Source organism: Streptomyces sp. NBC_01190 (assembly GCF_045039895.1).
Lineage (GTDB): Bacteria > Actinomycetota > Actinomycetes > Streptomycetales > Streptomycetaceae > Actinacidiphila.
In genome coordinates this window covers 2,638,613-2,652,201 of sequence record NZ_CP108580.1, presented here as the reverse complement: position 1 = coordinate 2,652,201, position 13,589 = coordinate 2,638,613, and the positions used below count along the sequence as shown (strand labels likewise).

Sequence of the window (13,589 nt, the reverse complement as noted above, 5' to 3'; positions counted from 1 at the left end):
TCTGGTCATGGGCCGTGGCCCGGTCCGTCGGGAGCCGGAGCGTGGTCGGGGGCTGGGTCGGGGCCGGTGGGGGCGGCGCGATCGGCTCGGCCCGCGGGGCCTTCGGGGTCGGCCGGACCCGCGGGGACCTCGTTGAGCGAGCCGGAGCGGAAGCCGCGGGGGTCGACCTCCACGGCGGGGAAACCGCTCGCCCGCACCGCCGCCAGCGCCTCGGGGCAGGCCAGCACGGCCGGCACCGCCGGCAACGCCACCTGGATCAGCGCGCGGTCGCCGAGGTCCCGCACCCGCAGGTCGGCCGAGTCGATTCCGGCGCGGCGCAGGCTGGCGCGGAGTCCGGCCTCGGCGGCCGCCACCCTCGTCAGCCGGTCCCGGGTGATCGTCAGCCCGTAGGCGATCCGGCTGGACAGACACGGTGACGCGGGCTTCTGCCAGGTCGAAAGGTCCCACCGCCGGCTCGCCGCCCGTACCTGATCCTTCGTCAGGCCGGCGTCGGCCAGCGGGGTGACCGCGCCGAGCGCCGCGGCCGCCCGGATGCCGGGCCGGAAGGGGTCCAGCAGATCGTCCGCGTTGGTACCGACGGCGACATGCGCCAACTCCGCGGTGGTGGCCAGCTCAAGCAGCCGCGCCACCAGCTCGTCCTTGCAGAACCAGCAGCGGGCGCGGGAGTTGTCCCGGTAGCCCGGGGTGTCCAGTTCACGGGTGGTGACGAAGGTGTGCCGCGCGCCCAGTTCACGGGCGATGTCCCGTACGGCGCCGCGCTCGGTGTCCGACAGGCTCGCCGAGTCACCGGTCGCCGCGAGTACCCGGTCGGGGCCGAGGGCGCGGATCGCGGCGGCCAGCAGCAGCGCCGAGTCCGCGCCACCGGAGAAGGCCACCACCACGGAACCCAGACCGGTCAGCCGCCGGTGCAGCGCGTCGAGCCGCGAGGTGAGCGGATCGGACGGCGGCACACTCATCGGGGACGGGGACGGGGACGGGGACGGGGACGGGGACGGGGACGGGGACGGGGACGGGGACGGGGACGGGGACGGGGACGGGGACGGGGACGGGGACGGGGACGGCGGCATGGCGGTCACTCGATCTCCAGCGCGGACAGCATCGGGCGCAACTTCGCGCAGGACTCGGCGTATTCGGCCTGGGGATCGGAGTCGGCCACGATGCCGCACCCCGCGTAGAGCGAGGCGCGCGGGCCGTCGAGCAGCGCCGAGCGGATCGCCACCCCGAACTCCCCCTGACCGGCGGGATCCGTCCAGCCCACCACCCCGGCGTACCAGCTCCGGTCGAGACCCTCGTTGGCGGCGAGCCAGCGCAGCGACTCCTCGCGGGGATGGCCGCCGAGCGCCGGGGTCGGGTGCAGGTGCTCGACGAGGTCCAGGATTCCGGTCCCGTGATCGGCCAGTTCACCGCTGACCTGGGTGGACAGGTGCTGCACATGGGGGAGTTGCGCCACGGAGGGGACCGGGTCCGCCGTCACATGGCGGCAGGAGGCGCGCAGCACCTCGCGGAGCATCCCGACCACCACATCGTGCTCGTGGCGGTTCTTGGCGCTCGCGGCCAGTTCGCGGGCGAGCGCCCGGTCCTGTTCCGGGGTGGACCCGCGCGGGGCGGTGCCGGCCAGGCCCAGTGTGTGCGCCGTACGGCCGGCCACCCGCACCAGGTATTCGGGGGTCGCGCCGAGGAAGGTGTACTCCTCGTGGTCGAGGGCGAAGACGGTGGTGCCGGGACCGGTGTCGCGCAGCCGGCGGACCGTGGCCGGCACATCGAACGGCGAGGACGAGGTGACCGCCAACTCGCGGGCCAGCACCACCTTTTCGAAGCCGCCGTGCTGGATCCGGCCGACCGCGCGGCGGACCAGTTGCTTCCAGTCGTCGGGGCCCGGCCGCGGCACGGCGTCACAGGTGCGGCCGGCCGGGTACGGCCTCGGCTCCTCGCTCTTCCGCTCGTCCGCGAGGCAGCGCTCGGCGAAGTGGATCAGCGCGTCGGCCGTCTGCTCGGGATCGCTGTCGTGCAACAGCACCGCGTTGAGCCGCAGTTCACCGGGTCCCGGCCGATCCGCGGCCTCGCCCGCCGTACCGCGCAGTTGGAGTGCCGGGACCCACATCAGCGTGTCGGGGAGCCGGATGATCTCTTCGGTGGACCCGGGCGCGGTGAGACGGGGCTTGGCGTACCCGGGCGCGGTGCGTGCCGGCTCGGCGTGCTCGGGCCGGATGTGCTCGGGCCGGATGTGCTCGGGCCGGATGTGCTCGGGCCGGAAGGCGAAGCCGCCGACCGCCAGTGGCCCCGCGCCGCCCGACGGGTCCGGCCCGTCCGGGCCGCCGGTGACCAGGTTCGCGATCAGCGCCGCCCAGTGGTCGCGGACCGACCCGATCCGTCCGGCCCCTCTTCCGCGCAGATCCCGCGCCGTGCCCAGCGCGACGATGACGCCGCCGTCCCAGGCCGACTGCCACACCAACGAACGCTGGGTGCTGCGGCGGGACCGGCACCAGGTCGCGACCGGGTCGGCGAGCTCCTCGCTCCTGGCCCAACTCGCCAGCACCGGGCGCTGGGTGCGGCGGGCCCGCGCGACCGCGCGCCGGAGGGTGTCGCGCAGGCTCTCCCGGTCGGCCCGGTCGAGTACGGCGGCGCGGGTCGTGGCGGCGGCGGTGGAGGGTGGGCCGGCGGAGGCAGCGGCGGTGGCAGGACCCACATCCGCGCCCGTATCCGTGCCCGCGCCCGTATCCGCGCCTGAACTCGTATCCGTGCCCGTATCCGGACCGGTGTCCGCATCCCGGTCCGTGCCGGGAACGAGGCCGGGCCGCACCTCAGTACACCCCCTCGACCACGGGTGCGGGAGCGCCGTCGGCCGTGAGCGGGCGGATGTCGGCGAGCCCGTCCTGCGGGTAGGCGGCGGTGGGCGCCACCCGGATCACCGCGTCCCGCTCCAGCGCCCAGGGCAGCAGCATGTCCCGGCTGAGCAGGCTGATCCTGGCCTGACCCCGCTCGCCGTATCCGACCAGCCGCCCGGGCTCCTCGGGATCGACCACCCGCACTCGGCTGAACGGGTGATACGGGATGAAGACGCAGCCTTCGTCCGGCCGGGAGCGATCCCTGGGCCGCTGCGGGGCGATCCCCATCAGCGTGTTGCCGTAGAGGCCGACGACGGCCGCGTCGGGGAAGAGTTCCTCCTCGACCACCCGGAGCGTCTCCGGGCTGATGCTGGTGCCGGCCCAGATGATGCCGCGCAGTTTCCGCCGCGCCAGATCGTAGAGCTGCTCGTCGGCGGCGAGCGCCTCCAGGACCGGCGGGGTGGCGAAGAGCACCGCGACGGGCTGGGTGGACAGCACATCGAGGGCCTGCGCCAGGATGTGCCGCAGATAGCGGCGGGCCTCTTCCGTCCGCCCCTCCCGCAGGCTGGTCTTCACCCAGCGCGGGTCGAAGTCGATGTAGTGGCAGAAGGTGCCGCGCAGGTGGGCCAGGAGTCCGATGGAGCGTCCGACGATGTGCGGCCCGGTGGGTCCGAGGTGCAGCCAGTGGCCGGGGCCGGCGTCGGGGATGCCGTGCTCGGCGAGCACCCCGCTCACCCAGCGGACGCCGGCGAGGCGGGAGCGCGACTCCACGATGCGGGTGGGTCTGCCGGTGGTGCCGCCGCTGTCGAAGACCCGGAAGTCCCAGCCGGCCCGGTCGATTCCGGACGGCACCAGCGCGTCGACCGGCACGTCCCGCCATTCGTCGCTGACGTCCGGGAAACGGTCCAGGTCTTCCCAACTGCGGATGTCGGTCAGCGGATCGAAGTCAAGCTCGGCCGCCCGCTTGATCCAGAACGGGGAGCCGGTGGCCGGCGAGAAGTGCCAGCGCATCGCGGCACGGACGAAGGCTTCCGATGCCTGGGGGCTCTCGGATCTCCCGGGGTTCCCGGAGCCGCCAGGGGTCCAGAAGTCCTCGGGGTGCTCAGGGCTCCCGGGGTTCCCGGACGTCGGGTGGGTGGTGAACGGATCGGCTGTGCGGTCGGGCATGCGCTGTCTCCAGATGACGAAACGCCAAGAACGCCAAGAACGCCAAGAACTCCAAGAACTCCAAGAACTCCAAGAACGCCAAGAACTTCAGGAACGCCAAAGAAGCAAAGAAGCCGAGGGCGCCGGAACGCCGGAGCGACCCCGGATCAGGGGCGGTTGGGCTCGCACGATGTGGCCACCCGGAACCGAGTGGACGCGCGTAGATTTTTGCCGGAAAAACCCGTTCCGGCCCCTCATGAATACCCCGGTATCTGAGGTGGCGGGGTGGCGCTCGGTTGATCAGGTGCTGGTTTTTCCGGTGATGTGTTTATCGAATGATGGCCACGGCATGACCGTCGGCCAGAAATGTGATGATCGGAGCCCCCCGGCTCGGCTTAAGCGAGGATCGCGATGTTGATCGTAGCCTAGTTCACAGGGGATTGCCAGGGTCGCTCTTTCTGTGCTCTGATCTTCATTGCCGCTCTCATCGCGGGACAAGTTGTCCGCTGATCAAAAAATCTGATCACTATAGTGAGGTGCGCTGTGCAGATGATCGACATCAGTCAGGGCTGGTATGAAGGTATGCCCGCCTATGGCGCTTCCTGGTATCCGCAATTCGCCGTGGTCAAGGCGATGACCCCGCGAACCGATCCGGCCGGGGGTGGGCGCACCTTCTCCGACCTGCGATTATTTCCGCACAACGGAACGCATGTGGAATCGGGATATCACTTCTTCGAGGACCGCGAGAAGATCGACGAAGTCCCGCTGGAAACCTTTGTCGGCCGGGTCTGCATCGCCGATCTCTCCGACAAACGCGATCTCGACCCGGTCACCGGTGACGACCTGGAAAAGGCGCTGCGCGATGTGTGGCGGCCCGGTGACCGGCTTCTCATCCGCACCGACCATCCCAACCGGTACCTCGGCCGGCCCGATTACTGGGACACGCCGCCGTACCTGACGATTTCGGCGGCCGACTGGATGGTGGCGAACGAGGCGGTGCTGGTCGGTATGGACTGCATCACCGAGCGCCCCGACGACCGGAGCGGCCAGGTGCACCGGCGGCTGCTGGCGGCCGGAATCCCCATTCTGGAGAATGTGCAGAATCTCGACCGGATCAGCTCCTCCGTCGCCCAGTTGATGGCGCTGCCGGTCAAGATCGCCGGGGTCGAGGCCGCTCCCGCCCGCGCCGTCGTCTTCGACGGCTGGCCGTGGTGAGCCCCGTGGCGGGGCGGTCCTGCCGGGGGGCCGGATGACCGGGAATCCCGTCGCGGTCGCGCTCACCGAGGTCGAGTACCGGACCGCCCCCGCCGTCGACCGGGCGGTGGCGGCCCTGCTCGACCTGCTCGGCGACCCCTTACGGCAGGTGGGCAGGGGCGACCGGGTCGTCATCAAGCCCAATATGTTCCAGCTCAAGCCGGGGTTCAGAACCAGCCCGGAGCTGCTGCTCGCGGTGGCGAAGCGTGCCTCGGAGCGCGGCGCCGAGGTCTTCGTCGCCGAACGCACCCAGGTGATCAAGGACATCCTCAAGGGCAGCCCGCTGCACCGCTACGCACAGGTGGTCAGCTTCGACGACCGGCCGCTGCGGATCGTGCAGGTGCCGGGCGCCACCTCGCTACGGGTCCCGATCGCCGTCCCCGACCTGGTGGTCGAGTGCGATCTCTTCATCGGCGCCCCCCAACTGCGCACCCACTCCAGCGTGGTCTTCACCAACGCCATGAAGAACCTGGTCGGGCTGCTGCCCGGCTTCACCACCCGGATCGTGCACATGGCCGGGGTCGAGGAATCCATCGTCGACCTCAACCTGCTGCGCCCCCAGCACCTCGTGGTCTGCGACGCGCTGACCGTGATCGAGGGCAACTACCCGATGGAGGGCAGCAGTCGGGCGGTCGGACTGCTCGCCGCATCGGAGAACGCCGTCGCGCTCGACGTCACCATGGCCGCCGCGGCCGGCATCGCCTCCTGGGAGCTCGCCTATCTGCGGGACGCGGCCCGGCGGGGGCTCGGACCGATCGACCTCGCCGACATCGAGATCAGGGGCGCCGACCTGGCCGCGGTCGCCTTCGCCATCGAGCGGGCCCCGATCGACCTGACCCCGCCGCGCGAGGGCATCCACGTGCACGCCGACACGGCGTGCGACGACTGCCGCCGATGGGTCGCCGCGGCCCTGCACCTGCTCCGACCGGATCTGCTGCGCTACCCGGGAGAGCTGACGATCGTCTCCGGACCCGTACGGAGGCTGCCCGAACCGCGCGGCGCCGTGGTGCTGGTGGGCAACGCGCTCTACGAGCACCGGGAGGCCGGCGTCTACCTCGAAGGCTGCCCGCCGCGCGCCATCCAGACCGCCGGCCTGCGGTACGCGATGGGGCACGCCGTCACCGAGCAGGAGCGCACCCAGTTCCGGGTGCCGACGCAGGTGCCCTGCCAGTCCACCCGGTCCGCCGCTCGGCAGAACTGGCCGGCCCCCGAGGAGTTGGTCTGAGATGCTGTCCGTTCCCCTGGTCCGAGCGGGCGAGGAGGCCGCCTCCCGGGAGACCCGGGTGCTGCACGGCGTCGACGGCGTCCCCCTCGCCACCGTCCACGAGGCACCCGCCCTCTTGACCCGGCTGACCGTCAAGAAGATGCGCGGGGCGCCGGACCTGTCACCGGCCGAGCGGCTGACCGTACTCGCCGAGGCGGGCCGCCGATTCGCCGGCGCCACCCTCGGCGGCCAGAGTCCGGAGGAGTTCTGCCGGGCCCAGGCCCTCGCCTCCGGCGTGCCGATCGCCGTGACCCGCCGCACGCTCGGCCATCTGGCGGAGCTGTGCGGACGGCTCGGCGACGTGATGGCGCGCCAGCGGCCGATCGGCGCCGGCGGAACCGCCCGCTGGGTGCGGCGCGGCGAGGTCCTCGGCGTGGTGGCGCCCAGCAACCACCCGGCGACCCAAGGCGCTTGGCTCCAGGCCCTCGCCTTCGGCTACCGGGTGGTGGTCCGCCCGGGCGCCCGCGATCCGGTCACCCCGCTGCGGCTGGTGCGGGCCCTGCTCGACGCCGGGCTCGCCCCCGGCATGATCAGCCTGCTGCCCGGTTCGCACAGCTCCGCCGACGCGCTCCGGGACGCCGCCGACCTCGCCCTCGTCTACGGCGGCGAGGACACCGTGGCGCGGCTGCGCGGCCACGACCGGGTCCTGGTCCGCGGCCCGGGCCGCAGCAAGATCCTGTTGGACCGCCCGGCCGACGAGGAGACGCTCGACCACCTCGTCGCCGAGATCGCCGACGACGGCGGGGTGCGCTGCACCAACGCCAGTGTCGTGCTCACCTCGGGCGACCACCGGCGCCTCGCGGCCGACCTGGCGGAACGGCTGGCCGCGCTGCCGGTCCACCCGGTCACCGACGAGCGGGCGGTCCTCCCGGCCCGCCCGCGCAAAGAGGCGGAGGCCCTGCGGGCGGCGCTGGACGCGGCCGCCCGCGGCGCCGTCGAACTGGCGGCGCCGCACTACGCCGACGGCCCGCTGCCGGTCGTCGACGGGGACGCGGCGGCGCTGCGTCCCGCGGTGATCCGCGCGGACCGCGCCGACCACCCCGGGCTGGGCACCGAACTCCCCTTCCCCTGCGTCTGGGTGGCGCCCTGGCAGCCGTCCGAGGGGCTGGCCCCGCTGCGCGACACTCTCGCCCTGACCCTGCTGACCGACAGGATCCCGCTGGTCGCCGCGGCGCTGGCCGCGCCCGGCATCAGGACCGTGCTGCACGGCCGGATCCCCGGCTGGTGGCGCGACCCCTACCTGCCGCACGACGGATACCTCGGGTCCTTCCTCAACGAGGTACGGGGCTTCGCCGCCGTACGCCCGTCCCGACGGTGAAGCCGGCCGCCCCCGTACGCCGCCGGCGTGCCGAAGAACCGAGGTGACTGACATGGCGCGAGCCTGCCCCGCCCTACCGATCGTCGTTCTCCCCGAGGACGGGGTGGTCCGCTGCCGCGCCCGTCTCGCCCCGTCCGTCGAGACCACCCTGCTGGCCGCGGTCGACGCGCTGACGGCCCTGCACGGCGAACTGCTGAGCAGGGAAGGCGCCGCCGGCTCCCGCGAAGCGACCACGGAAACGGCGGTGGCCCGGGTCGACCGGCTCGCCGCCGAGACGACCGCCGACCCGATGGACACCGCCGCGCTGGTGCCCGTCGTCCCCAACCACGACTACTTCGGCGTCCGTACGGCCAAGCTCGACGACGCCCGGCTGGCCGCCGAGACGACCGCCATCGTCGCCCGGGCCCTCACCGATCTCCGGCACGCCCGGCTCGGCGCCAACGACCGGGCCGCCGAGGTCCTCGCGATGGCCGCGCTCCTGCGGCGGCTCGCCCTCGGGCAGGGACTCGCGCCCCGGCAGGGCGCGGCGGCCGAACCGCGCCCCAGGGTGACCGACGCCCGCCCGGCACCGCAGCCCGCGCAGGATGAGTTGACGCGCTGGGTCGTCACCCACCACCTCTACTTCGTCCTCAACCTGGCGGCGGCCGACGCCGTCTCCCGGGCCGTCCCGGCGCTCGCCGCCGGCGAGCGGGACACCGCCTTCGAGGCCGTGCGGGAGGCCGTCGTGCTGGTCCGCGGCTTCACCGCGGCGATGATGCACGCCGGCGACATGTCGGCGCCCTGCTACGACGCGAAGGTCCGCCCGACGATGCACCCGCCGGCCGTACCCGAGGCGCTCACCGGGCGCACCCAGCCGGAACACCGCGCCTTCCGGCGGGCGATGCGGCGGCTGGTCCACGTATCCGCCGTCCCCTTTGCCGAGATGGCCGCGGCCGACCCCGAACTGGCTCTGGCCCGGGACGCGTTGCTCGAAGCGGACCTCCAGGACATCGAGCGGCACATCATCGTGACGGCCGCTCTGGTCGGTGACGACCGTTCGCTGGTCCAGAGCGGGCAGGCGGCCGAGAGCGCGGTCAGGGTGCTGCGCACGATGCGCCACGCCAGGGCCGAGTCCTACCGCGACCTGATGCGGTTCGGCGACCCGGTCCGCCTCGTCGAGGCGTGACACCCGTGGCACCTGTGGCATCTGTGATAGATGGCCGCTGCCCCGACCCCGGCCGGAAGGGAACGACGTGACGCAGGCCACCCCGGTCACCGCCGAGGCCCGCCCGATCCTGCTGGTGGTGATCCTGGCCGGGCTCTCCGCGCTCGGCCCGCTGTCGATCGACCTCTACCTCCCGGCGCTGCCCCGGCTCGGTGACGATCTCGGCGGCAGCGCCTCGCTCAGCCAACTCACCATCACCGGTTGTCTGATCGGGCTCGCCCTCGGCCAGGTGGTGGCCGGACCCACCAGCGACCGGCTGGGGCGGCGCCGGCCGCTGCTCGTCGGGGTGGCCGGCTACGCCGCCGCCTCGCTGCTCTGCCTCGTGGCGCCGACCGTGTGGTTCCTGATCGGGGCCCGGCTGCTGCAAGGCGCCATGGGCGGTACGGCGATCGTGATCGCCCGGGCGGTGGTCCGCGATCTGCACCAAGGGGCCGCGGCGGCGCGCTTCTTCGGCAGCCTGGTCCAGGTCAGCGCGCTGGCGCCGGTCGTGGCGCCGCTCGCGGGCGGGGCGCTGCTCCAGGTCCTGCCCTGGCGAGGGCTGTTCGCCGTGATCGCCGGCCTCGGCGTACTGCTCCTGATCGTCGTCCACCAGGGGCTGCCCGAGTCGCTGCCGCCGCAAGCCCGGCGCGGAGAGGGGCCGTTGGCCCTCGTCGCGGCCTTCGGCAAGCTGGCCGCCGACCGCTCCTTCATCGGCTACGCGCTCACCGGCGGGCTGGCGTTCGCCGCGCTGTTCACCTACATCTCCGGCTCCCCCTTCGTGATCCAGGAGGTCTACGGGCTGCCGCGGTTGGCGTTCGCGGGCCTCTTCGCCGTCAACGGCGCCGGGATCGCGGTCGCGGGCCGGATCGGTTCGCGTCTGGTGGACGAGCACGGCCCGGCCCGCCTCGTCCGGGCCGGCCTCCGCATCGCCGCGTGCGGCGGCCTGGCGGTGGCGGGCTCGCTGTCCCTCGGGCTCTGGACGCTGCTGCCCGGCCTGTTCATGGTGGTCGCGTCCATCGGCCTCATCCTGCCCAACTCGATGGCGCTCGCCCTCTCCCAGCGACCACCCCGGATGGCCGGAACCGCCGCCGCCCTGATGGGCCTGTCCCAATTCCTCCTCGGCGGCCTCGCCGCCCCCCTGGCCGGCCTCGCCGGCTCCCACACCTCCGCCCCGATGTCCCTGATCATCGCCGCCCTGACCCTCTCCGCCCTGACCGCCTTCCGCCTCACCCCCCACCCCCCGCCAACACCCCAACACCCCGAAGAGCCCGCCGTGCCCCTGAGCACCCCCTGACGGCCACCCCTCCGGCGGGGCGGGGTCGCGGAGGGGGCGGCACGGGGTGTGGTGGGGGTCAGGGGTGGAGGGGGATGCGGTGTTCGGCGAGGTGGGCCAGGACCGCGTGGTTCGCTTCCCAGCCGTCGGGGAACTTCACGGTGACGCCGAGGCGGACCGGCTCCGAGGACGGGTGTTCGTCGAGGAGGTCGGCGACGCCCGCGCGGCATACGACGATGCAGGCGTGGCGGTGCCGGGAGGTGAGGACGCAGAGGCGGCCCGTCTCCAGGTGGAAGGCGGTCGCGTCGGGGCGGCCGGAGAGCGGGTGGAGGACCACCGTGACGTCGAACTCCCGGCCCTGGAGCCGGTTGGCGGTGTCCACGGTCACGCCGGCCACGCCGAGTGCCGCCAACGCGCCCCGGACCGCCGCCGCCTGGTCGCGGTGGGCGGTGCCGACGGCGATCCGGTCGGCGGTCAGCGGCGCCGGATCCGGATCGGGGGCGCTGTAGGTGAGGCCGCCGCGGTCCAGCAGCCGCCGGACCACCAGCGCGACGGCCCGGACGGCCTCCGGGTCGGTGCGCGGGGTGTGCCGGGCGGGCAGTTCGAGCAGCCCCCAGCCGGTCGCCGCGGCTTCGTCGAGCACCCGGTCGGGGGCCCCGCCGTCGCCCGGCACGCCGAAGGCCAGCCGCCGGTCGCCCGGTCCGGTGCCGCTGCGGAACGGCGTGTACGGATAGAAGGCCCGTGACACCAGCGGCGCCGCCGAGGCGGGCAGCCGCCAGGAGACGGGCAGGCGGTGCTGCGGCAGGCCCGGGTTGTGGGCCAGCAGCGTCACCACCGCGCTCGCCGACGGGTCGTAGCTCAGCCCCGCCCACTGGTCGGCGGCCACCACGCTGAACGGGTCCAACTGGCCCGGGTCACCGACGAAGAGCGCCCGCTCGAAGAGCCCGGCCACTTGCAGCAGCGCGTCGGAGCGCATCTGATACGCCTCGTCGACGATCGCGTGCCGCCAGGGCTCGGTGTCCTTGACGTACGCCCACTTCGCCGCGGTCGCGATCACCACCGTACGGTCGCGCAGATCGGCCACCGAGGTGGACTTGGCGAGCGCGGGGTGCCGGTCGAGCATCGGGTCGGGCGGGGAGTCGGCGCCGTGCAGCCGCCCCACCGGCAGCTCCGGGTCGGCGGTGGCCAGCCGGTCGGCAAGGTCGTCCACTTGGGCGTTGGTCTGCGCGACGATCATCAACGATTCCCCGGCGGCGGCGAGTTCGCGTGCCGCGCGGACGACCAGGGTGGATTTCCCGGCGCCCGGGGGCGAGTCCACGACGACGCCCCTGGCGGGGGAGTGCAGGGTGCTGTTGAGGATCGCGGCGGTGGCGGCGGCCGCGTCGGCGGCCGGATCCGAGCCGGCGGGCGCGGCCCGGAGCGCGATGGGGCTCGGATCGGCGGCCGGCCCGTCCGTTACGGGGTTCACAGGTAGTCCTCGGCGGTGAGGGGATCGGGCGGGTCGGCGGGGCGGTGGTAAGCGGCGGGGGCGCCCGCCTCAGCGGGCGTGGCGGTCGGGCCGAGCTTGGCGGAGGCGCCGAGCACGGCGGGGGAGCCGGACAGGACGAAGGCGCCGGGCGCGGCGGAAGCGGCGGGCGCCGGCGTCTCCCCGCCACGCTCCCCGGCGGGCCCCGCCGGCTGGACCGGGACCGGCGCCCGCTCCGGCGGGCCGCCGTGCGTCCAGGGCGTGGCCTCGGGGTCGGGCAGGGCCGGACCGCTCCGGGGCTCGTGCTCGAAGAAGGTGAAGCAGACCCGCTCGCCCGGCTCCGGCACCGAACCCTCCTTCGGCGTACGCCCGTTGCCCATCCCCCCGGTCAGCCGGACGGTGACCTGCCACTCCCCGGCGAACTCCTCGGCGGCGACCAGTTCCGCCGGCTGCGCCGACTTCGCTCCCGGCACGGCCCGGTACGCCTTCGCCCCCGGCTCCGCCTGCGGGACGTCGCCCGTGGTCACGGTCACCAGCGGGCGCGGCATCGGCCGCCGCCCCTCGGAGTACGCCATCTCGACCGCCGCCACCTCCCCGGCGAACGCCTCCCCGGCCAGCCGCCTGGCCGCCATCGCCAGCGGATCGTCGAGCGCCTCCTGGGCGAAGAGCCTGGCCTGCGCGGTCTCCCGCCCGGCGAGCTTCTGCGCGGCCGTGATCGCGTCGTCCCGCTTCGGCTGCGGCGGCTCCCCGGCGCGGATACGGTCCCGGTGGCCGGTGAAGGACCACCGGTCGCGCTTCCACCGCTCCTCGACGTGCGCCCCCGCGGGCAGCGCCCGCAGCAGGTCGATGCCCCGCCATACGTCGTCCCAGGTCGGCTTGAGCTGCGAGGCGACCAGCCGGCGCACCTCCGCCTCCGCCTCCGCCGCCGCCAGCCGGGGCTTGGCGCGGCGGGGATCCTGCTCGGCCGCCGCCCGTGCCTCGTCGTAACGGGCCATCGCGGGCGCGAGCACCCGGTTGTCGAAGACCGGGTCGGTCGCCGGGCCGGCCGGCGGGCTGAACAGCAGCCCGTCGGGGCCGCGTCCGGTCTGCGCCCGGGAGGCCGCCGCCGCCCCGTCGAGGCCCGGCGGGGGATCGATCCAGCCGAGCAGCGCGCCGAGGTGCTGGTCCTCCATCGCGCTCTGTCCGGTCGCCCAGTGCCGGGTGAGCAGGTCGGTCATCGCGACCAGCAGCGCGCTGCCGGGGGTGCGGGCCCGCTCGGCGTAGTGGGTGAGCCAGCGGCCGAAGAGCGGCACCGGTACCGGTACGGGGTGCGGTGCTTCCGGATCCTCGACGGTGCGCAGAAACCGGGTGGAGCGGCCGACCAGCCGGACGAACTCCAGCGCGGCGCCGTTGGGCACCACGATCTGCAGCGCGTCGGCGCAGAGTTCGGACTCCTCGCGGTTCCGGGTGGCGGGCTCGACCTCGACCTGTTCGCCGTACGCGTCGAGCAGCGGCAGGAGCACACCGGCCAGACCGGTGAAGAAGCCGAACCGCAACTCCCGGTCGAGCGGCTGCGGTACGACCAGCAGGGTCGGCGCGTCCCGGTCGTCCCCGATCATCGCCCCCAGCGGCGCGCCCGACTCGCCCGCGGTGGTCAGCGGCACGAACACCAGGGGCTTCTCGGCGAGATACCGGTGCCGTACGGTCGCCGCGGCCACCGCCCGCCCCCCGGCGACGGCCTCCGCGCGGGCCAGCGTTCCCATCACCGACATGAGGACCCTCCGGGGGTTTGTGCCGCCGCGTCCCGGCCGTCGCCGACCGGGCCGCCGCGGGAAGCTCGAACCGCGAGCACCGCACCCGCGCCGGCCGTCCGGCCGGCCAC

At 74.0% G+C, this 13,589-nt stretch carries 10 protein-coding genes and 1 pseudogene; 6 read left to right on the top strand and 5 right to left on the bottom strand.

Annotated elements, in window-relative coordinates; all coding sequences use genetic code 11:
- Positions 1 to 5: 5 nt before the first annotated feature.
- Entirely contained in the window at positions 6 to 956 is a 951-nt protein-coding gene (locus OG519_RS11040; protein ID WP_405581928.1) for an ExsB family transcriptional regulator, read from the bottom strand.
- Here OG519_RS11040 and OG519_RS11035 point away from each other — a divergent pair.
- A pseudogene (locus OG519_RS11035) lies at positions 928 to 1,053 on the top strand (hypothetical protein); the annotation flags it as partial. The gene OG519_RS11040 and the pseudogene OG519_RS11035 sit on opposite strands and share 29 nt — an antisense overlap.
- 19 nt (positions 1,054 to 1,072) lie before the next feature.
- Here OG519_RS11035 and OG519_RS11030 read toward each other — a convergent pair.
- Together OG519_RS11030 and OG519_RS11025 are read right to left on the bottom strand one after the other, a co-directional pair.
- The gene (locus OG519_RS11030; RefSeq protein ID WP_405581925.1) at positions 1,073 to 2,686 is read right to left on the bottom strand and encodes an isochorismate synthase; all 1,614 of its coding nucleotides are present in this window, start codon (positions 2,684 to 2,686) and stop codon (positions 1,073 to 1,075) included.
- Positions 2,687 to 2,801: 115 nt separating this feature from the next.
- The gene (locus OG519_RS11025) at positions 2,802 to 3,992 is read right to left on the bottom strand and encodes a phenazine biosynthesis protein (RefSeq protein ID WP_405581922.1); all 1,191 of its coding nucleotides are present in this window, start codon (positions 3,990 to 3,992) and stop codon (positions 2,802 to 2,804) included.
- 528 nt (positions 3,993 to 4,520) lie between these two features.
- Between OG519_RS11025 and OG519_RS11020 the strand changes: the two genes are divergently transcribed.
- The 5 genes from OG519_RS11020 to OG519_RS11000 all read left to right on the top strand — a co-directional run bounded on the left by OG519_RS11020 (position 4,521) and on the right by OG519_RS11000 (position 10,284).
- Positions 4,521 to 5,186, top strand: coding sequence for a cyclase family protein (locus OG519_RS11020; RefSeq protein ID WP_405581919.1), 666 nt, complete (start codon positions 4,521 to 4,523; stop codon positions 5,184 to 5,186).
- Between the two features lie 34 nt (positions 5,187 to 5,220).
- A complete protein-coding gene (locus tag OG519_RS11015; RefSeq protein WP_405581917.1) occupies positions 5,221 to 6,450 on the top strand; it encodes a DUF362 domain-containing protein in 1,230 nt (409 codons plus the stop codon).
- Between the two features lies 1 nt (position 6,451).
- Positions 6,452 to 7,807, top strand: coding sequence for an aldehyde dehydrogenase family protein (locus OG519_RS11010; RefSeq protein ID WP_405581916.1), 1,356 nt, complete (start codon positions 6,452 to 6,454; stop codon positions 7,805 to 7,807).
- A gap of 52 nt (positions 7,808 to 7,859) precedes the next feature.
- Positions 7,860 to 8,972: a hypothetical protein gene (locus OG519_RS11005; protein WP_405581913.1), complete on the top strand. Its 1,113-nt coding sequence runs from the start codon at positions 7,860 to 7,862 to the stop codon at positions 8,970 to 8,972.
- A gap of 67 nt (positions 8,973 to 9,039) precedes the next feature.
- Positions 9,040 to 10,284 carry a multidrug effflux MFS transporter gene (locus tag OG519_RS11000; RefSeq protein ID WP_405581911.1) on the top strand — a complete coding sequence of 415 codons (1,245 nt, stop codon included), beginning with the start codon at positions 9,040 to 9,042 and terminating at the stop codon, positions 10,282 to 10,284.
- A gap of 58 nt (positions 10,285 to 10,342) precedes the next feature.
- Here the strand turns inward: OG519_RS11000 and OG519_RS10995 are convergent, their stop codons facing one another.
- A complete protein-coding gene (locus OG519_RS10995) occupies positions 10,343 to 11,689 on the bottom strand; it encodes an AAA family ATPase (RefSeq protein WP_405592632.1) in 1,347 nt (448 codons plus the stop codon).
- A gap of 38 nt (positions 11,690 to 11,727) precedes the next feature.
- The gene (locus OG519_RS10990) at positions 11,728 to 13,479 is read right to left on the bottom strand and encodes a hypothetical protein (RefSeq protein ID WP_405581908.1); all 1,752 of its coding nucleotides are present in this window, start codon (positions 13,477 to 13,479) and stop codon (positions 11,728 to 11,730) included.
- Positions 13,480 to 13,589: the final 110 nt, after the last annotated feature.

What these genes read in the sequence shown, in the direction of transcription:
- OG519_RS11020 (WP_405581919.1), top strand. Translation starts at nt 4,521, where the DNA reads ATGATCGACATCAGTCAGGGCTGGTATGAAGGTATGCCCGCCTATGGC.
- OG519_RS11040 (WP_405581928.1), bottom strand. Translation starts at nt 956, where the DNA reads ATGAGTGTGCCGCCGTCCGATCCGCTCACCTCGCGGCTCGACGCGCTG.
- OG519_RS11025 (WP_405581922.1), bottom strand. Translation starts at nt 3,992, where the DNA reads ATGCCCGACCGCACAGCCGATCCGTTCACCACCCACCCGACGTCCGGG.
- OG519_RS11005 (WP_405581913.1), top strand. Translation starts at nt 7,860, where the DNA reads ATGGCGCGAGCCTGCCCCGCCCTACCGATCGTCGTTCTCCCCGAGGAC.
- OG519_RS11015 (WP_405581917.1), top strand. Translation starts at nt 5,221, where the DNA reads ATGACCGGGAATCCCGTCGCGGTCGCGCTCACCGAGGTCGAGTACCGG.
- OG519_RS10990 (WP_405581908.1), bottom strand. Translation starts at nt 13,479, where the DNA reads ATGTCGGTGATGGGAACGCTGGCCCGCGCGGAGGCCGTCGCCGGGGGG.
- OG519_RS11010 (WP_405581916.1), top strand. Translation starts at nt 6,452, where the DNA reads ATGCTGTCCGTTCCCCTGGTCCGAGCGGGCGAGGAGGCCGCCTCCCGG.